16 protein-coding genes and 1 pseudogene are annotated in these 18,322 nt (G+C 56.3%); 15 read left to right on the top strand and 2 right to left on the bottom strand.

The window, feature by feature from the left end:
* Window positions 1-233 precede the first annotated feature (233 nt).
* The 4 genes from QM780_RS16255 to QM780_RS16270 are packed head-to-tail and all read left to right on the top strand — an operon-like array spanning window position 234 to window position 2,963.
* Entirely contained in the window at window positions 234-1,481 is a 1,248-nt protein-coding gene (locus QM780_RS16255) for an extracellular solute-binding protein (RefSeq protein ID WP_415071480.1), read from the top strand.
* A complete protein-coding gene (locus tag QM780_RS16260) occupies window positions 1,478-1,750 on the top strand; it encodes a hypothetical protein (RefSeq protein WP_415071481.1) in 273 nt (90 codons plus the stop codon). The genes QM780_RS16255 and QM780_RS16260 overlap by 4 nt, the downstream gene beginning before the upstream one ends.
* Window positions 1,747-1,908 (top strand): hypothetical protein, encoded by a 162-nt coding sequence (locus QM780_RS16265; RefSeq protein WP_415071482.1) that lies wholly within the window; start codon window positions 1,747-1,749, stop codon window positions 1,906-1,908. The genes QM780_RS16260 and QM780_RS16265 overlap by 4 nt, the downstream gene beginning before the upstream one ends.
* Complete coding sequence (locus tag QM780_RS16270) at window positions 1,905-2,963, top strand: ABC transporter ATP-binding protein (RefSeq protein WP_415071483.1); 1,059 nt, start codon at window positions 1,905-1,907, stop codon at window positions 2,961-2,963. The genes QM780_RS16265 and QM780_RS16270 overlap by 4 nt, the downstream gene beginning before the upstream one ends.
* A 321-nt stretch (window positions 2,964-3,284) precedes the next feature.
* On the opposite strand, the gene QM780_RS16275 is transcribed toward QM780_RS16270, so the two are convergent.
* Both QM780_RS16275 and QM780_RS16280 read right to left on the bottom strand, forming a co-directional pair.
* Entirely contained in the window at window positions 3,285-4,826 is a 1,542-nt protein-coding gene (locus QM780_RS16275; protein ID WP_415071484.1) for a carboxylesterase/lipase family protein, read from the bottom strand.
* Window positions 4,827-5,238: 412 nt separating this feature from the next.
* Complete coding sequence (locus QM780_RS16280) at window positions 5,239-5,916, bottom strand: GntR family transcriptional regulator (RefSeq protein WP_415071485.1); 678 nt, start codon at window positions 5,914-5,916, stop codon at window positions 5,239-5,241.
* Window positions 5,917-6,040: 124 nt separating this feature from the next.
* On the opposite strand from QM780_RS16280, the gene QM780_RS16285 reads away from it, so the two are divergent.
* The 11 genes and pseudogenes from QM780_RS16285 (at window position 6,041) to QM780_RS16335 (ending at window position 17,982) form a co-directional block, all read left to right on the top strand.
* Entirely contained in the window at window positions 6,041-6,628 is a 588-nt protein-coding gene (locus QM780_RS16285; RefSeq protein WP_415071486.1) for an amino acid synthesis family protein, read from the top strand.
* Window positions 6,621-8,393, top strand: a complete 1,773-nt coding sequence (locus QM780_RS16290; RefSeq protein WP_415072067.1) for an alpha/beta fold hydrolase — start codon at window positions 6,621-6,623, stop codon at window positions 8,391-8,393. The genes QM780_RS16285 and QM780_RS16290 overlap by 8 nt, the downstream gene beginning before the upstream one ends.
* A gap of 5 nt (window positions 8,394-8,398) precedes the next feature.
* A complete protein-coding gene (locus QM780_RS16295; protein ID WP_415071487.1) occupies window positions 8,399-9,433 on the top strand; it encodes an LLM class flavin-dependent oxidoreductase in 1,035 nt (344 codons plus the stop codon).
* Window positions 9,434-9,441: 8 nt separating this feature from the next.
* The gene (locus QM780_RS16300) at window positions 9,442-10,917 is read left to right on the top strand and encodes an aldehyde dehydrogenase (RefSeq protein WP_415071488.1); all 1,476 of its coding nucleotides are present in this window, start codon (window positions 9,442-9,444) and stop codon (window positions 10,915-10,917) included.
* Window positions 10,918-10,996: 79 nt separating this feature from the next.
* Entirely contained in the window at window positions 10,997-12,112 is a 1,116-nt protein-coding gene (locus QM780_RS16305; protein WP_415071489.1) for an ABC transporter substrate-binding protein, read from the top strand.
* A 13-nt stretch (window positions 12,113-12,125) separates the two neighbouring features.
* Entirely contained in the window at window positions 12,126-13,769 is a 1,644-nt protein-coding gene (locus tag QM780_RS16310) for a choline dehydrogenase (RefSeq protein WP_415071490.1), read from the top strand.
* 134 nt (window positions 13,770-13,903) lie between these two features.
* Window positions 13,904-14,665 (top strand): ABC transporter permease, encoded by a 762-nt coding sequence (locus QM780_RS16315; RefSeq protein WP_415071491.1) that lies wholly within the window; start codon window positions 13,904-13,906, stop codon window positions 14,663-14,665.
* Window positions 14,662-15,480: an ABC transporter permease gene (locus QM780_RS16320; RefSeq protein ID WP_415071492.1), complete on the top strand. Its 819-nt coding sequence runs from the start codon at window positions 14,662-14,664 to the stop codon at window positions 15,478-15,480. Before QM780_RS16315 ends, QM780_RS16320 begins: the two co-directional genes overlap by 4 nt.
* A pseudogene (locus QM780_RS16325) lies at window positions 15,464-15,884 on the top strand (ABC transporter ATP-binding protein); the annotation flags it as partial. The gene QM780_RS16320 and the pseudogene QM780_RS16325, both read left to right, overlap by 17 nt.
* A 471-nt stretch (window positions 15,885-16,355) precedes the next feature.
* Window positions 16,356-16,547 (top strand): TOBE domain-containing protein, encoded by a 192-nt coding sequence (locus tag QM780_RS16330; protein ID WP_415072068.1) that lies wholly within the window; start codon window positions 16,356-16,358, stop codon window positions 16,545-16,547.
* A gap of 4 nt (window positions 16,548-16,551) precedes the next feature.
* Window positions 16,552-17,982: an aldehyde dehydrogenase family protein gene (locus QM780_RS16335; protein ID WP_415071493.1), complete on the top strand. Its 1,431-nt coding sequence runs from the start codon at window positions 16,552-16,554 to the stop codon at window positions 17,980-17,982.
* The last annotated feature ends 340 nt before the right edge of the window (window positions 17,983-18,322 follow it).

The following is an 18,322-nucleotide window of genomic DNA, read 5'->3' on the forward strand; positions in this document are numbered from 1 at the left end:
CGCAGCAAGCGGCCGATGTCAGATCGGGAGGCACAATAACGAGGATCGGGCGCTGAAGCCCGGCACACGTCATCCGTCAACAAAGTCCAGGTGCCGTCATGCTTTCGTTCCGCAGATCCATATGTGCCGTCGTACCACTAACGTTATCGTTCTTCATGGGGATCGAATCCGCGCCAGCAAACGCGTGGGATCTCACAGAGGCCTCTAAGCCCTATTCGGGTGCTACCGTAAACATGGCATGCGAAGCATACGCGCCATGCATCGCCTATCAAAAACTCATTCCCGAGTTCCAGAAGGCGACGGGTATAACCGTTCACGTCGAAGCGGGAGACATCGGACAAATCCAGCAGCAGATTTTGACCGATGCGCTGACGGGCACTCAGATCTACGATCTCGTCCAGATCAATCCGTTCTCGACAGGCGTTTGGGGCGGGCAGAAGTTTGCAACACCTGTCCAGCCGTTTCTCGATGATGCCAAGCTAAGAGATCCCTCCTTCAAGATTGAAGATATCGTTCCGGCGCTCGTTACGCAGATGAAATACGAGGGCCAGCTGATCGCGATGCCCTATAGTTTCCTGCCGCCCTTCGGTATCTATCGCAAGGACATCGCTGCCGATAAGGAAGAACAAGCCGCCTTCAAGGCCAAGTTCGGCTACGAGACACCCTTCAACGGCGACAAGATCATCAACGTCGACGATTGGCAGAAGTGGACCGATGCAGCCTCGTTCTTCGGACGCAAAGCCGGCGAGAAACTCGCGGGGCAGACACTGGATCACCCCGTTTACGGAACAGCGGCTGCCTTCAAGCGTCATCTGACCGTCATCTTCGATTACGAGCGCATGCTGCTCTCGATGGGCGGCGAGATGATCTCGGCCGAAGGCAAAGAGGGATTTTCTTCGCCCGTCGCCAAAAAGGCGCTTGATACCATGCTGTCGTGGAGATCCTACTCGCCGCCATCCTACCGGGAATACACCTGGGACGAGGAATATGCCGACTTCTGCGCGGGCAATCTTTTCTCGGTTCCATCGTGGGCGGACTCAACCGCATTCTTCGAGATGCCGAAGGAATGTCCGAAGGTCGCTGGCAAGATCGGATATTTCCTGCATCCCGGCAATCATAAGACCGTTTCTGAAGGTCATGCGTTCGTGATCCCGAAGCAGTCGCAGAACAAGGAAGCCGCGTTTCTTCTGGCGCAGTGGCTCGCGAGCAAGGACGTGCAAGAGCGGTGCGAAGAGTTTGGCTGCGCAACTTTCCGCAAAGATGTGCTTGCCCAGAGCAAGTGGGATGACAGCGGCCCTGTGCAGCTCTTCCGCGAGATGATCGCCAAGGACTATCTCTATCCGCGCCCGGCGCTTCCGGAGTGGATCGAGATGCAGCAGGTTATCATGGAACATCTCAGCGCCGCTGGTGCAGACCAAGAGAAGCCCGATGTTGCGCTGAACGCGATCGCAACGAAAGCAAAAGAGGTCATGAAGAAATGACGGGGGGCGGACGCGCCGGTGGGGAAGAAATATCCTCGCCGGTGCGAACGGAATGGTTCCAGCGCAAATGCTTCCGAGATCTTGTCGGGGGTCGTTATGCGGAGGGATGCTTCGCGTTCCTTTATTCCCTGCTTCTCGTGCTGGGAAGTTGGAGCATGGTTGCGCTCGCAGCGCCGCCGTTCATCATTTCGGCTGTCGATGTCCTGGTTCTGCCGATTTGCGCCTGGGCAATTCAAGCTGCTCTTCGCCGTGTCGGAGGCTCGACATGATTGGCCATCTCGCGACTCTGGCCTGTGCTCTGCCGCTGCAGCTTGGCATTTCTGCATGGAGCTATCGCACAAAACGATTGGAGCCAGGCGAGGCGGCCTTTTGGGGCGTCGCAGTCTTCATCGGCCTTGAACTCATTCATCTCGGAGCATTCGCGTGAGTGGCGTGCAACTTGAGAAGCTCTCGAAGCGCTTCGGTGATCGCGTTATTGTCAAAGACGTATCGATTGACATTGCGGACGGCGAATTTGTCGTCCTCGTCGGGCCGTCCGGTTGCGGCAAGACGACTACGTTGCGAATGCTGGCAGGCCTCGAGGAAGCAACTGGTGGAACCATTAAGATCGGCGATCGCGATGTGACGGATCTCGCACCGCGTCTGCGCAATATCGCGATGGTCTTTCAATCCTATGCGCTTTATCCGCACAAAACGGTGCGCGAGAACATGGAGTTTGCGCTCAAGCTCGCGAAAGTGCCACGATCCGAGATCGCGCAGCGGGTGAATGCGGCGGCGGACATTCTTGGTTTGTCTGTGATGCTCGACGCAAAGCCCAAGACGCTTTCTGGCGGTCAGCGTCAGCGCGTGGCACTGGGCCGCGCCATCGTGCGCGAGCCAGAAGTCTTCCTATTCGACGAACCGTTGTCGAACCTTGACGCCAAACTCCGAAATGCGATGCGCAGCGAGCTGATTCGACTTCATCATCGCCTGGGCGCCACGATGATCTACGTGACGCACGATCAAGTCGAAGCGATGACGATGGGAGATCGAATTGTCGTCATGAACGACGGCGTCGTGCAGCAGATCGGCAAACCACTCGAGATCTACGACGATCCGTCAAACCTTTTCGTGGCTGGCTTTATTGGAACGCCGTCGATCAACGTTATCACTCGAAGCCTGAAAGGCTTCGAGATTGGCGATTGTGCAATTTCGCTGCCGGATGGGCATCCTGCAATGTCGCCGGATGCAAAGTTTGTAGGAATTCGGCCGGAGCATTTGCGCATGACGCAAGCACCCGGAAAAATCTTTGGTGCCGGTCGCGTCGCGGCAGTAGAACATCTCGGGCCCGAGACAATTGTTGAAATCGATGCAGGTGCGAGCGGCCTCACAGTAAGAGGCCCGAGGAGGGAGGAGATCGGTTTTGACGACTGGATCTCCCTCGCCCCGACTCCTGAAAAAATTCTGGCTTTCCGCGAAGATGGCAGCAGATTGCGTGGATAACAGTTGTTATCGCCACATGGTATTGAGGTGCGATCTCTATCCCGCAGTCAGTGTTTCAACGAAGAGTTCTTATCTTCGTCCGCACCTGCAGAGCTTCAAGAGCTGATTCAATTAAGCTTTTTGAAATGGCGAGCCGGAGATGATGAAGATGAGAACTTCCGGATCATCGTCAAGGTTGATTGAGAGGCGACCAAAATGCCTTTGATATGCAAAGTCGGCTTTATCGCCGCCCGCAGAAGAGATCCCGAACGATAATAAGACTGTAGCGCGCGATGGTAATATCGAGGCTGTGAGCCGATTAAGGCCTCGTAGGAAACTAGCTCATTTTCCGAATAGCGTATCGGCGATCTTCGTCACGCCCTTTAGCACATCTAGCCGCGCTTTCATGAAATTGCGCCGCTGTTCAATGTCGTCCTCTCCGAAGACGAGCGTACGGTCGCGCAGCAGCTTGTGATCCTGCCACTCCGCAGCACCGTCGAACGACGGCTTGCCGGTGTCGGCGAACGCAAAGACATAGCCTGAGACTTTGCGAGCATACGCGTGGTCGCGTTTGGCGTAGCTCTTATCCAGTGTATCGAGAAAATAAACGACCTCGCCGCCGTGCGGCACGCCGTTCGGCCAGTTCGGCCGGTCCTTTGCCGCGGCGTAATCGAAATAGAACCGCCACGTGGGCGAATGTCTTGCCCGCCGGTCCGCGATCCAGCGCGTGTTCAGCGTGAATAGGATGTCGCGAAGCGCCTGCCGCGGCAGCTTATCCGCTGGCACTCCCGGATAAAGCAGCTTCAAGGCGAAGCCCGCCGCGCCGAGCTTCTTCATGATCTCATCGGGCGACAGACCGAACGAGGCAACGACGCTCGCATCGTCGCTTGTGTTGCCAATGATGAGCGGGACACGCGCCTCCGCGCCGGACTCGAACGTGTCGGCGATCGAGCGCGGCAGCATGGCATCGCCGACGATCCCGACAGGACCGAGATTTGCTTCCTTGTCGGTAATCTTGAAGAAGCGATCGGGGGGCACCTTGCGCAGATCATCGAGTGAAGCCTCTGCACCGTTGAGCCCGACCGCGCTTGCAACCTTCGCCGCCACGGTACGCGCCTTCTCGAGCTTTACGTCGGGCAGCATATAGACGCTCTCGGCGATACCCCTCTGGAACAGCCCGCGCGACAGCGGCGAAGCAAAATGCCAGAGCACACTCTTCCCTCCCGCGGACTCGCCCATGATCGTGACGCAGTCCGGATCACCGCCAAACTTGATGATGTTCTCTTTGACCCACTTAAGCGCCGCGACCTGGTCATAGAGCCCGAAATTGTAGGGCCCTCCGCTCGCTCCCTTGTCGAGCGCTGGATGCGCGAAAAAGCCGAGAGGCCCGAGCCGGTAGTTTAGGTTGACGGACACGGCGCCCTTTCTACCCATCGCCGTGCCGTCGTAGACCGGCAGGCTGCCGGCGCCGAGCACGTAGCCGCCACCGTGGATCCAGACGATCACCGGCAGCTTGGCCTTGGACGAAAGCGTCGGTGTCCAGACGTTGAGATAAAGGCAGTCCTCGGACAGAGGTCCGGGGTCTCCACCATTTTCCGCCGACTGGTCGGGGTTCTGCATGCAGGCGTTGCCGTAGTGATTTGCCTTACGCGTGCCGGACCACTTGGTGACGGGCTGCGGCTCACGCCATCTAAGGTCACCGACGGGAGGCTTGGCGTAGGCAATACCTTTGAACGAGATGATGCCGTTCTCCGAGACGCCCTCAATGGCACCGTTGGAGGTCTCGACGACCGTATCGCGAGGTGCCGCATGGGTAGCCGCCGGAAGCCAGAAAAGGAGCACGCTGGACGCAGCAACGAGTTCGAGTAAGACTGAACGCGACACTCAAGATCAAATCCCCCAAGGATGGCAAACAGGCGGGGAGCGCTGATGCGGTCACGCTGATCGATGTAGGTCTCCCTACTGTCTAACAGCTGATGCCCACAAGACTCCGATTATGCCAATGCTAGGCCAGAAGCGGTCGTTCACACAATTCGCTGTCGAGCCCCGCTTGCGCGCGGAACACGGACACAGTGACGAGGGATTGGGTGTGAGTCGCGGACTACAGGGCCAGGTGTCCTAACGAAGAGTTCTCATCTTCGCCCGGTCCGGTAGCGCTTCAAGGGCTGAATTATTGGGTTCTTTGCAGTGGCGCACCGGACAGGATGAAAGTTCGAACACCTATGTTATTGAAGTAGCGCTGTAATTTGTGGGCTACTCCTGAGATTTCGCATTGAAAATGCCCGTTTGATCGCTGTCAGAATTCCGATTTCTCGATGGCTAGCCGCGCGAGTTCGGCGACGCGCCGAATGTGCTCAAGGCTTGCCGCTGCTGCAGCTTTCTGGTCGCGCTGGCAAATCGCTTTGTGTAACGCACGCATTTCAGCGATGGCGTGTTGTGCGCGCTCCGGCGTGGCGATTGTCATTGCGCGAAGATGATTGATTTGAGCGTTAAGCGATTGCACGACACTCCAAGCGACCGGCTTCTCGGCGATCTCAAATAGCGCCTGATAAAAGGACGTTGTCATCCGAAGAACGTCTTTAGGATTTTTCCGAGAAAAGGCGCTTTCGATTCGATCAATCGCACCCTTCAGTTCTGCAAATTCGGTTTTCGTCCCTTTTTCGGCGCAGGCCGCTGCGGCTTCGGCTTCAAGTAGGCCGCGAATTTCGTAAATCTCGGCGGCCTTTGCCGCATTGGGCCGCGTGACAGCTGGGCCTTGCGAGGGGATTTGCTCCACAAGCCCCTCGGCCTCCAGGTGCCGAAGAACCTCGCGGACGACAGATCGGCTCACGCCCAATCGCTCGCACAAGGTTCTTTCGACTAATCGTTCTCCGGGGCGAAAGCGAAGATCTAGGATGGCATCTCGCAGCTTATCAAGCGCGAGATTCTTCAAAGTCTTCGCGCTGCGATCGATCCGAAGTTCTTCTGCCTTCATGATTTCCTCCTGCACCTCTTTTGTCTCCATGTTCGGGCCGCGCGGCAAGCCGGTATCGCAAAATGTATTTGACAGTCCGTAAGATGGTATACCATAAGATGCCTAGAAGAGCTTTAGGTGGGTAATGTCGATAAAACCTAGAAAGATCGTTTCGTACGTCGAGGAGACCCTGATTGAAGGGGGGCGCGAAGCCGAAAAGCCGTTGAAGCTCATTGCCGTCGCGGCGGTTATGGCTAATCCGTGGAGCGGCAAAGGCTTCGTCGAAAACCTAAAGCCCGAAATCATGGCGCTGGCGTCGCCCTTGGGAGAGCTGCTCACACGGCATGTGCTCGCCATTGCCGGTGGCGGAGAAGCGGTCGAGGGATACGGAAAGGCTGCCGTCGTTGGTACATCGGGCGAAATCGAACACGCCTCCGCTCTCATTCACACGCTTCGCTTCGGAAATCATTACCGCAAAGCGGTTGGAGCCAAGAGCTATCTTGCCTTCACTAACACGCGCGGAGGTCCGAATTGCCCCATCTCAATTCCGCTGATGCACAAGGCCGATGAGGGTATGCGTTCACACTATCTCACGATCCAATTCTCGATTCTGGATGCGCCGGCGCCGGACGAAATCGTCGTGGCATTGGGCGCGTCCATTGGCGGAAGACCCCATCATCGCATCGGAGATCGCTACCAAGATTTGAAGGAGCTGGGTGGCACCGATGTCTGAACCCGCATACGCCGTACACGCGGATAAGCATGGGAAACGGGTTTCAACGCGGTTCAACCGCGTCGGTCGGGGAACCGCAATCGTCTTTATTCATGGCGTCGGTATGGATGCGACCGTATGGGCGCCGCAGATATCGGCGTTCGCCGGGAGCCATGACGTCATCGCGCTTGATATGCTCGGTCACGGTGGTTCCAGTTTGCCGCCGGCCGGCGCAGAACTCAGCGATTACGCCGGGCAAGTTCGGTCGGTGCTCGATACGTGCGGGATCGAAAAAGCCCACATCATCGGACACTCGATGGGCGCGTTGGTTGCGCTTGAGTTTGCACTCTCCGATGCGAGTTGCGTTCTAAGTGTGACCGCGTTAAATGCAGTATTCCAACGAAACGAAGAGCAAAAAAACTCGGTCTCGGTAAGATTGGCGGCTTTGGAAAGTGCTACGGATTCGGTCCCTTCGGACCAAACCATCGAGCGATGGTTTGGCTCGCCCGTACCCGAGCAATGGAAAAAGGCGGAGACGATTGTTCGTCAGCTTCTCGCGCGAGTAAACATCGGCGGCTACCGCGACACGTATCTTATCTTTGCATCATCAGACGACGCGCACAGCAAGCGTTTGCCCCACTTGAGTGTCCCGGCTCTATTTTTGACGGGAGAACTCGATCCCAATTCGCTGCCCTCCATGTCGCGGGTCATGGCAAGCCTTGCACCGAAAGGGCGCTTCGACGTTATTCAACATGAGCGCCACATGATGGGGCTTACGGCTCCGGAGATTGTGAACGAACGAATTGCTGCGTTTCTCACCTCCTCCGAGGGCATCACCGACGACCTGAAGTCTACCGATCCCGGAAGTTATCGGAAAGCGCTGGGGAATTACCTTACCGGCGTTACCGTTGTCGCAACAATCGGCTGCGACGGGGAGGCGCGAGGGTTCACTGCAAACAGCTTCACATCGGTGTCGCTGTCACCTCCGTTGGTGTCGGTCTGCATCAACAAGAATTCCGCAAGCGCCAGGAGCTTTCGTGAAGCCAAAGGGTTCTCGGTCAATGTGCTCTCGGAAAATCAATCGGACGTGTCGACGATATTCGCGACCCGAGATACAGATCGATTTGCCAAGGTGGCATGGCAAAAGGGGCCGAGCGGCAATCCCGTCCTGGACGGCGTCACCGCCTGGTTCGATTGCAGGCAACACACAGTCATAGATGCCGGCGATCACTTCATTCTCATTGGCGAAGTGGAGGGCTTCGGCAAAGCACCTTTCAATCCGCTGGGGTATTGCAGGGGCGCGCACATCAAGTTTGCCCTCCCTATCACCAGCGACGGCAAGGGCAGCCAGACGCGCGTCAGTGTCGGGGTCATTTTGGAGAGCGACGAGCGGGTTCTTTTTGTCGCTGATCAAAACAAGCACATTACTCTTCCCTCGACGAAGTCACCTTCGGCCGAGCGCAGCCAGGCTGGACTCGCCGATCTCCTGGCGAAACTTGGTGTCGATGCCGAAATCAATTTTCTCTATGCGGTGATCGACGACGCTGCCTCGCAGAGCACATCAATATTTTATCGAGGCAGGCTTCTGGCCGCGACGGCAAGCGACGAGCGTATCCAGCTTGTGCGCTTGGAAGATATTCCCTCCCTTAAAATTGCTGATCAAGCGATCGCGTCGATGCTCGACCGCTACGTCAAGGAGCGGCGGGAAGATCAATTCGGAATTTACGTCGGCACCGCTCACCAAGGTATTGTCCGATCGTTGACAGCTTCGCCGCAGGAAGGTTGAGAACAATGAAATTCTCACTGTTCGTGCACATGGAACGGTCCAGTCCGGACGTCTCCCACAGCCAACTGTTTTCGGATTTAGAGGAACTGGTCCTTCTTTCGGAGCGAGCTGGCTTTGAGACGGCATGGATCGGCGAGCATCACGGGATGGAATTCACCATTGCTCCAAATCCATTCGTCCAATTGGCGTATCTCGGGGCGAAAACCTCAAAAATCCGGTTGGGAACGGGCAATGTCGTTGCGCCGTTCTGGCATCCCATAAAGCTGGCCGGAGAAGCAGCACTCACCGACATCGCCACAGCCGGCCGACTGGACTTAGGCATCGCAAGGGGAGCCTACGTATTCGAGTACGAGAGACTTTCGCCCGGTCTCGACGCGTGGGGCGCAGGACAGCGCATGCGAGAAATCGTGCCGGCAGTCAAACGACTCTGGGAAGGTGATTACGCGCACAACGGTGAGTTCTGGTCATTTCCGAAGACAACCTCAAGCCCCAAGCCGGTCCAAAAAAACCTGCCGATCTGGATCGCTGCAAGAGATCCCAATAGCCATGACTTTGCGGTCGCAAATGGCTGCAATGTCCAGGTCACGCCGTTAGCCTCCGGCGACCAGGAAGTCTCAACGCTCATGGAGAGGTTCCGCGCGGCGTGTGCCGCGCATCCGCAAGTTCCTAAACCGAAAATCATGCTGCTTCAGCATACGTTCGTGTCCGATGGACCTAGCGAAACCCAAGAATACGCAGAGGCACTGAGCCGCTTCTATTGCGAATTCGGCAGTTGGTTCCAAAACAAACGGAACGTATCGCAGGGGTTCCTGGAGCCGCTATCGACCGCAGACCGAGAAGCGATGCCGCAGTTCGCTCCAGACGTGATTGCCCGCAATCTCGTTATCGGAGAGCCGACCGAAGTTATCCGCCGCCTGAAGGCTTACGAGGCTCTAGGCTACGACCAGTATTCGCTTTGGATCGATAGCGGCCTTTCTCATCAGAAAAAGCGGAAATCGCTCGAGCTGTTCATCGAGCACGTCCTTCCCGCATTCGCTTAGGTGTCAAAATGGATCTCGTTCGATTCCAGAATTACATTGACGGGGCATTCGTCGATACCAAGGAAACCTACGAAAGCATAAACCCGTCTAACGGGGTGCCGTGGGCCGTCATCCCAGCAGCCAGCGTGGAAGATGTCGATCGCGCTATCGGAGGGGCTGTTCGAGCTTTCGAAGCGCCCGAGTGGCGCGGTCTGACAGCGACCCAACGGGGCAAATTGCTTATTCGCCTCGGCGATCTGGTGGCGGAGCACGCCCAGGAACTGGCCGAAATTGAGTCTCGCGACACTGGAAAGATCATTCGCGAGACGCGCGCACAAATTGGTTACGTGGCGGAATACTACCGGTATTTCGGCGGCCTCGCTGACAAGTTTCAGGGCGCGCACGTCCCGATCGATAAGCAGGATATGGAGGTCTTCCTTCGTCGTGAACCAATTGGCGTGGTTGCCGCCATTGTTCCGTGGAATTCACAACTCTTCCTGTCTGCGATGAAGATCGGGCCTGCGCTCGCAGCCGGCTGCACGATTGTCCTTAAGGCCTCCGATGATGGGCCGGCGACATTGCTCCAGTTCGCTCGCCTCGTTGAAAAAGCGGGAATCCCAAAAGGGGTCGTCAACATCATCACCGGCTATGGTGAAACGGCCGGTCGGGCACTCACAAGCGATCCGCGCATTGCACGCGTGTCATTCACAGGCGGTCCGGCAACAGCGCGTCATATCGTTCGAAACACCGCTGAAAATCTCTCGCACGTTACCCTCGAGTTGGGTGGCAAATCACCCGTGCTCGTCTTTGCAGACGCGAATATCGAAAGCGTCTCGAACGCCATCGTCGCTGGAATTTTCGCTGCCTCGGGCCAAAGCTGCGTGGCGGGCTCGCGATTGTATGTCGAGCGACCGGTGCACGATAAGTTGGTCGAAATACTCGCCGAGCGCGCGCGCAAAATCAAAATCGGCGATCCGCTCGAACTTGCTACTGAGATGGGGCCTTTGGCGTCCTCACGTCAACGCGATTTCATACAGAAGACGTTGGCCGACAGTGTCGAGCAAGGCGCGAAAATCGTCACGGGTGGACGTATTCCGCCGGGCCACGAGAAAGGCTGGTATTTCGAGCCGACGATTGTATGCGCCGACGAAAACGTAGTCCCTTGCATCAAAGACGAGTTGTTCGGCCCAGTTCTAAGCATCGTCCCGTTCGATCGCGAAGACGATGCGCTGCGCCTTGCCAATGACAGCAGATTTGGACTGGCGTCCGGCGTGTTCACCTCGAACGTCACGCGTGCTCATCGGATCATCGCCAAGCTGCGGGCCGGCATCGTCTGGGTCAACACATATCGCGCGATTTCTCCCCTTGTGCCGTTCGGAGGCTTTGGTCTTTCGGGCTTCGGCCGCGAAGGCGGGCTCGAAGCCCTTCAGGATTATTCGCGGACGAAGTCCGTGTGGATCCGAACCTCCGACGATCCGATTGAGGACCCTTTTGTTATGCGTTGAGCCCGTGCTTTCGCCGTCAGCGCGACGATCGTCGTTCCTTCAATAAAGACACGCTTGTTGTATCCAGAGGAGAATGGGCATGGGAGTATCGGAAGAGAAATTGATCGATTTGGTGCGAACCGGCGATTTGTCACGACGACAGGCGTTGGGTTTGCTCGGCAGTCTTGGGGTCGTTCTTTCCGCGACATCTCTCGGCTCGACGAAAGCTTTCGCGGCTGACGAGCCTACGTTCTTCACGTGGGCAACGATGGACGTTCCAGAATTTTTCCCGACCTACATCGCGAAGCATGGTGCGCCTCCCAAGTTTGCGATCTTTGGGGATCAGGAAGAAGCTCTTCTCAAGGTTCGCAACGGATTTAAACCCGACGTCGTCTACCCCCAATCCTATTCCTGTAAGCGCTGGTTCGAAGCGGGCCTACTGGAGCCCATCGATATTTCCAAAATCTCTCATTGGTCCGATATCTTCGAACCTCTGCGGGAGATCGACGGTGTGAAGGCCGACGGCAATGTCGTTTGGGTGCCTGTCGATTGGGGCATGAGTTCGGTCCTCGTCCGAACGGATCTCGCGCCGGAGTACGAGGGGAAGGATTCGTGGGACATCCTCTGGGACGAGAAATACAAAGGCCGGCTCTCGGTTCTCGATAGCATGGCAGATGCGGTCGGCGCGGCTGCGCTGAAGGCCGGCGTGAACGCTTACGAAATGGATGACGCCGAAATCGCGAAGGTCCGCGAGACGCTCACGGTTCAGCGACCTCTGCTTCGTGTCTACTCTAACGATCCTACGAGCACTCAGCAGTCAATGACATCCGGCGAAATTGTTGCCGCCAACACCTGGAACGATTGTTATGTCGCTCTCAAGGGCGCCAATGTTCCCGTGCACTATATGCGGCCGAAGCAAGGTGTGATGGCTTGGGTGGGCGGACTGTCGATCGTTAAAGGCACGCCGTATCGCGATCTCGCGCATGAAATCATTAATGCGTATCTCGAACCGCGGGCCAGGGCATACAGCATGACACAGTTTGGTTATGCGAGTTCGACAGCGGCAGGCTTTAAGGCTGTCGACAGCGCCACGCTCGCCAAGCTTGGCCTGCCCGAAGATCCTTCCGAGTTTCTAAAGACGAGCGTCATTCAACGGCCGATGAAGAACTACGCGAAGGTCCAAAAGATGTTCGAAGACGTAAAGCAGGGTCTGTAGGCGCTAACAGGCTATGCGGGAATTCGACTACATCATCGTGGGAGCAGGAGCCGCCGGCTGCGTGCTGGCGGCTCGGTTGAGCGAAGAGCCCGACGTGCGCGTCCTCCTGCTTGAGGCAGGAGGTAGCACGCGTGGTTGGCAGACGCGCATGCCTGCCGCTCTCGCGTATCCGATGCAAAATCCAAAGCTGAATTGGGGTTACACGACACTTCCCCAGAAGCATCTCAACGGCAGGGCAATTCATTGGCCGCGCGGAAAAGGACTTGGAGGATCGACGTCGATCAACGGCATGGTCTTCGTGCGGGGGCATGCCATGGATTTCGAACGATGGGTCGGGCAAGGGGCAACGAATTGGGGTTGGGCAGACGTTCTTCCTTACTTCAGAAAGCTTGAGAGCTATACATCTCCGGCCGACGATCGTTTTCGGGGCCGAGACGGGCCATTTAAAGTGCGGCGAGCGGATGCAGAGAATCGACTTTTTAAAGCGTGGATCTCGGCGGGACGGGAAGCGGGTTACCCGGAAAGTGATGACTTAAATGGAGAGCGTCAAGAAGGCTTCGGTCGTTTTGACATGAACGTTCATGACGGCGAGAGATGGAGTGCTCAGAAGGCATATCTCGATCCGATTTCGAATCGCCCTAACATCGCGATTGTTGCAAACGCGCTGGCATCGAGAGTGGTTTTCGCTGGGAAACATGCTACCGGCGTCGAAGTCACAGCCGGCGGTCGTTCCCAAACGTATAATGCCACGCGAGAGGTCATCCTCGCGGCCGGCGCGATCAACTCGCCGCAACTCCTGCAATTGTCCGGTATTGGTGATCCGGATCACCTTCGTGGACTTGGCGTTGAAGTCGTTACCGAACGTCCTGCTGTGGGCGCCAATCTTCAAGATCATCTTTGCATCTATATCCAGCACGCCTGCCGTACCGAAGATTCGATCGCAAAATCTCTGTCGCTTCTGGGCAAGGCTCGAATTGGTGCGCAGTGGCTTTTCACCCGGAAAGGTCTTGGAGCATCCAATCAGTTCGAGGCAGGCGCCTTCATTCGATCGAAGTCAGCCATAGCGCATCCCGATCTCCAGTTCCATTTCCTGCCGATCGCAATTGGCTACGAGGACAAGGGGAAAAAGCTGCCTAGCAGCTATCAGGTCGATGCCGATATTATGCGTCCACGGAGCAGGGGCTGGCTAAAGCTGACTTCACGCGACCCCTCGGCGCACCCGCTCATCGAGCCAAACTATCTCGCCGAAGAAGCAGACCGCCAGTTCTTTCGCGATGCCGTTCGGGTAACACGGGAGATTTTCGGGCAGGAAGCATTTTCGCACTTCGACGCGGGAGAGATTCTCCCCGGAAGGTCGGTGCGGACAAATTCCGAAATCGATCAATACGTCGCGAACACTGCTGAGAGCGCTTATCATCCTTCGTGCACGTGCCGAATGGGAACAGACGCTGACGCGGTCGTGGATCCGGAATGTCGGGTAAAAGGCGTGTCCGGGCTTCGCGTAGTAGATGCGTCGATAATGCCTTCGATCATCAGCGGCAATCTTACCGCGTCCACCTTGATGATCGCGGAAAAAGCCTCCGATCACATCTTAGGCCGCAAGCCTCTCAAAGCTCATTCAAAGGATATACGGGTCCAGAGCGAGCTTCGCCAATGAAGCTGTTCCCTCTAGGCCCTCGATCGGCGGTCGCAATACTCAAGGAGAGCGAGCCAGCGCGCGGATGTCTGCTCGCTATACCGGCATTGCTTGTAGCTGCCGTGGGACTCCTCGCGCCAGCCGCCCTTTTAGTCGTGTACAGTTTTTGGACGCAAAACGATCTGTCTCTGGACAAGACGCCGACAATCGCAAACTACACGACCTTCCTCACGAATCCGGTCTATCTCGAAATATTGGCTCGCTCAGTGACAATCTCCTTCGCGGCTACCGCTTTGGTTATCGTCACGACCTATCCTGTCGCGGCGTTCATCGCATTTCGTGTGACCAAGCGAAAAGCGTTGTTGCTTCTTCTCATTACTGCGCCGTTCTGGACCAGTTACCTCGTCCGTCTGTTCGCGTGGAAAGTCATCCTCGGATACAATGGCGTCATCAATTCCGGCTTGATATGGCTCGGCCTCATTGAAAAGCCACTGAGCATTCTTCTGTACAATCCTCTTGCCGTGGTGATCACGCTTGCACACGCGTGGGCCGCATTCGCCCTTCTGCCCATTTACATCAGCCTCGAACGCATTGACCGATCACTGATCGAGGCATCCCGTGATCTCGGGGATGATTGGTGGGCGACGTTCTATCGCGTTGTGCTGCCACTTTCGATGCCCGGTGTGGTCGCTGCGAGCCTCATCGTCTTCGTCCCAACTGTTGGCGATTATATCACCCCGCAGCTCGTCGGCGGTCCATCCGGCATGATGATCGGGAATGTTATTCAATCCATGTTCGGAAGGTCGAACAACTGGCCGCTGGGCGCGGCGATGTCGATCATTTCTATAGCGGTCGTCACGGCAATCGTTTGCGCCTTTCTTTGGAGCACTCGTTCCTCGAAAGGTGTTTCCCGATGAAATTTTTTCGGTACATCTGGGAAAGCTATGTCGTTCTCTATTTGCTGATCCTCTACGCGCCTATTTTGTTCCTCGCTATATTTGCTTTCAACGCGAGTGTCACACCGGCATTTCCTCTGAAAGGATTCACGACGCAGTGGTTCGCGCAAATGACCGAATCCCGGCAGTTGGTCGATGCCTTATGGAATAGTTTAAAAGTCGCGACGTCCGTTTCCATCATCAGCACAATCCTCGGTGGCCTGGCGGCGAAGGCAATTGCGAGAAAGCGGCTCCCCGGAAAGGGCGTCATTGCTGGCTTGCTCGGATTGCCATTAATCGTGCCGGCGGTCGTGATCGGCATTGCGCTGCTTATTCTTTTAAGCTCCGTGGGTCTCCCTCTATCGTTGAACGCCATCAGGGCTGCGCACGTTCTTTTCTGCATCCCCTTCGCGATGCTGGTCATGCTGCCGCGTTTCGAAGCAGTCGATCCGAGTTTGGAGGAGGCTTCACGCGATCTTGGCGAAGGATTGTTCATGACGTTCGTGAGAGTTGTCGCGCCGATGTCGGCCCCGGCGATTATCGCGAGCCTCCTGCTAACGTTCACCGTCTCGCTCGATGAATTCATGCTGGCGTTTTTCCTCGCAGGCAACGAAACGACGCTGCCACTCTTCATCTGGTCTCAGCTCCGGTTTCCGGGCCGACTGCCGAGCGTCTTGGCGTTGAGCACCTGCATCTTAGTCTTCTCGTTTGTTCTCGTCGGCGTGGCTGAATGGTTCCGTCGGCTGGGCAACCGAAACATTCGGAGAAACGGTGAGGCCGATGTGTATCTCGATTGATCACGTGTCAAAGCACTTTGGGGACTTCGTCGCTGTCGACGATGTATCGCTCGACATCAAGCCGGGAGAGTTTTTCTCTTTGCTTGGGCCTTCTGGTTGCGGGAAGACGACGCTTCTGCGAATCCTCGGCGGTTTCGAGCTTCCAAGCTCTGGCCGAGTTCTTGTTGGAGCAGGACAACATTACGGCAAAGCCGCCGAACCGCAGGCCGATCAACACAGTCTTTCAAAGCTACGCGCTGTTTCCGCATCTCAATATCGAAGAGAACATTGGGTATGGCCTTCGCACCTTAACGGCGTCGAAGGAAGAAAAGCGCAAGATTGTCGAGCGCTCGCTCGCCATGGTGCGGCTGACGGCCAAAGCGAAAGCCCGTCCTAGCGAGCTTTCCGGAGGCCAGCGCCAACGCGTAGCCCTGGCGCGAGCGTTGGCGCGGCAGCCAAAAGTGCTGCTTCTGGACGAACCGCTCTCCGCCCTCGACAAGCAATTGCGCGAGGAAATGCAGTTCGAGCTTCGAGAACTCCAACGTCGTGTCGCAATTACATTTATCTTCGTCACGCACGATCAAGATGAGGCGCTTGCCCTCTCCGATCGGGTGGCGGTGATGTCTGCCGGAAAAGTTCTCCAGGTCGATACGCCGTCCGATATCTACGAATCTCCCAATAGCCGTACCGTCGCGGCCTTCATCGGTACGATGAACTTCTTTGATGGCGTGCTGCGGGGGGTCGATAACGGCAGCGCGTTGGTCGACGCAGGCCCTGCCGGAAGACTCATTGTTCCATATGTGCAGGGACGTGGAGAGATGAAGCAGGGGGGGCCTGTGGTGGTCGCAATCCGACCAGAGAAGATACGGCTCGGCGCAGTGGACGATAGCGACGGCATGCGGGGAAAAATCGCCGCTCGCTCCTACATGGGCGAGAGGAGTCAGATCCTTGTAAACGTCGAAGGACTGACTAAACCGGTCTCCGTTGCCCTTCAAAACGCCGGACGGAATACGTCCGACCTTCCCGACGTTGTGGGATTAAGCTGGGAACCTGAGAACGCTGTGCTGCTGCCGGCCGGCGGCGAGTGAGCGGATGAATATTTCAGAGAACCGCAAACGCTTCTATATCGGCGGGCAGTGGGTACCGCCAACTGGCTCCGCATCGATCGACGTGATCAATCCTTCCACCGGTTCGCCGCTTACGGCGATCGCCAGTGGAACGGAGCATGATGTCGAAAAGGCCGTGCTGGCAGCGGAATCGGCTTTTACTGGCTTCGCAAATTCAAGCAAACACCACAGGATCGAGCTTCTCGAAGCGCTTATTGCCGCCTGTCGGAGCCGGGCGGAAGAGTTTGCTGAAATGCTGACGCTCGAAGTCGGCATCCCGATAACGTACGCACGCGACGTTCAGGTCTCATCCGCGCTCGCTCATCTCGAGCACGCGATTGCGACACTCAAAACCTATCCCTTCGACAAGTCTCGCGCTTCCACACGAATTCGCAGAGAGCCGATTGGGGTCGTGGGTATGATCACGCCGTGGAATTGGCCTCTTGTTCAGATTATCTGCAAGGTAGCACCAGCACTGTCAGCAGGCTGCACGATGGTTCTCAAGCCTAGTGAACTGGCACCCATTACCGCGATCATGTTTGCGGAGGCCGTGCACGAAGCGGGAATTCCTGCGGGGGTGTTCAACCTCGTGAACGGGCATGGTCAGCCGGTGGGCGAGGCGATTGCGCGGCATCCTCGAATCCAGATGGTATCGTTCACAGGGTCGACGCGTGCAGGTATCGCCGTTGCAAAGCTTGCCGCAGATAATGTGAAGCGTGTAACGCAAGAACTCGGTGGAAAATCTCCGAATATTATTCTCGCGGACGCGGATCTGAAAAGTGCTGTAGAGCTTGGTGTTATGGCTTGCTTCGATAACAATGGGCAGACATGTGATGCACCGACCCGCATGCTGGTTCCTGCAGGGCGCATTGAGGAGGTCGAAAAAATCGCTCGGGCAACTGCCGAGGCATACATTATAGGCGAGCCGTCTGCGCCCGCGACCAAGCTTGGTCCATTGATCAGTCAAAATCAGTTCGACAAAGTTCAGGCCCTCATTTCGAAGGGAATTGATGAAGGTGCTCGACTGGTTGCCGGTGGATTGGGCCGTCCTGAAAATTTTGATCGTGGCTATTATGTAAGGCCGACAGTATTTTCCGGGGTGACCAGCTCGATGACGATTTTCAAAGAAGAAATTTTTGGACCCGTTCTTTCAATCATACCTTACACTGACGAGCGAGAGGCTATCCGCCTAGCCAACGATAGCAACTTTGGATTGGCAGCGTTTGTCCAAAGCGCCGACCGTGAGCGAGCACAACGCGTTGCCGACGAGGTACGTGCCGGAACGGTTTACATAAATTATCCCGATTACGACCTGGATGCGCCATTCGGCGGATACAAGGAATCCGGCAATGGCCGCGAATTCGGCACCCACGGGCTGGAAGAATATCTTGAGACCAAATCCATTATTTCAAATTGAGTGAATGCAGATCCAGATATCCGCAAGTCACGGAAAGACGCACATCTCAGCTATGGCTCCTCATAAGCCCCCTTGTTCAAAAGGGACACAGAGGTCGAGCAAACAAGTGTGTTCGAATCTTGTTTGGTGAAATGGCGCGCCGGAGAAGATGAAGATGAGAACTTTTGCATCATCATTAACATAGCTCGCGGCTGCGCTGGAAGACGACCGGCGGGGCCTTGATGCTAGCTGCATCTTAAAATCCGCTCGGATACGCGCGATCCTTCGACCTTTTCTAAAATCCGTCGCTTCTTGCACCGATAATTTTAAACGGCATCCAGTACGCCATTCTTGTTTTGAT

It is taken from the genome of Hyphomicrobium sp. (assembly GCF_047600905.1).
Taxonomy (GTDB): domain Bacteria; phylum Pseudomonadota; class Alphaproteobacteria; order Rhizobiales; family Hyphomicrobiaceae; genus Hyphomicrobium_B.

What these genes read in the sequence shown, in the direction of transcription:
- QM780_RS16255 (WP_415071480.1), top strand. Translation starts at nt 234, where the DNA reads ATGGCATGCGAAGCATACGCGCCATGCATCGCCTATCAAAAACTCATT.
- QM780_RS16260 (WP_415071481.1), top strand. Translation starts at nt 1,478, where the DNA reads ATGACGGGGGGCGGACGCGCCGGTGGGGAAGAAATATCCTCGCCGGTG.
- QM780_RS16265 (WP_415071482.1), top strand. Translation starts at nt 1,747, where the DNA reads ATGATTGGCCATCTCGCGACTCTGGCCTGTGCTCTGCCGCTGCAGCTT.
- QM780_RS16280 (WP_415071485.1), bottom strand. Translation starts at nt 5,916, where the DNA reads ATGAAGGCAGAAGAACTTCGGATCGATCGCAGCGCGAAGACTTTGAAG.
- QM780_RS16285 (WP_415071486.1), top strand. Translation starts at nt 6,041, where the DNA reads ATGTCGATAAAACCTAGAAAGATCGTTTCGTACGTCGAGGAGACCCTG.
- QM780_RS16290 (WP_415072067.1), top strand. Translation starts at nt 6,621, where the DNA reads ATGTCTGAACCCGCATACGCCGTACACGCGGATAAGCATGGGAAACGG.
- QM780_RS16295 (WP_415071487.1), top strand. Translation starts at nt 8,399, where the DNA reads ATGAAATTCTCACTGTTCGTGCACATGGAACGGTCCAGTCCGGACGTC.
- QM780_RS16300 (WP_415071488.1), top strand. Translation starts at nt 9,442, where the DNA reads ATGGATCTCGTTCGATTCCAGAATTACATTGACGGGGCATTCGTCGAT.
- QM780_RS16305 (WP_415071489.1), top strand. Translation starts at nt 10,997, where the DNA reads ATGGGAGTATCGGAAGAGAAATTGATCGATTTGGTGCGAACCGGCGAT.
- QM780_RS16310 (WP_415071490.1), top strand. Translation starts at nt 12,126, where the DNA reads ATGCGGGAATTCGACTACATCATCGTGGGAGCAGGAGCCGCCGGCTGC.
- QM780_RS16320 (WP_415071492.1), top strand. Translation starts at nt 14,662, where the DNA reads ATGAAATTTTTTCGGTACATCTGGGAAAGCTATGTCGTTCTCTATTTG.
- QM780_RS16330 (WP_415072068.1), top strand. Translation starts at nt 16,356, where the DNA reads ATGCGGGGAAAAATCGCCGCTCGCTCCTACATGGGCGAGAGGAGTCAG.
- QM780_RS16335 (WP_415071493.1), top strand. Translation starts at nt 16,552, where the DNA reads ATGAATATTTCAGAGAACCGCAAACGCTTCTATATCGGCGGGCAGTGG.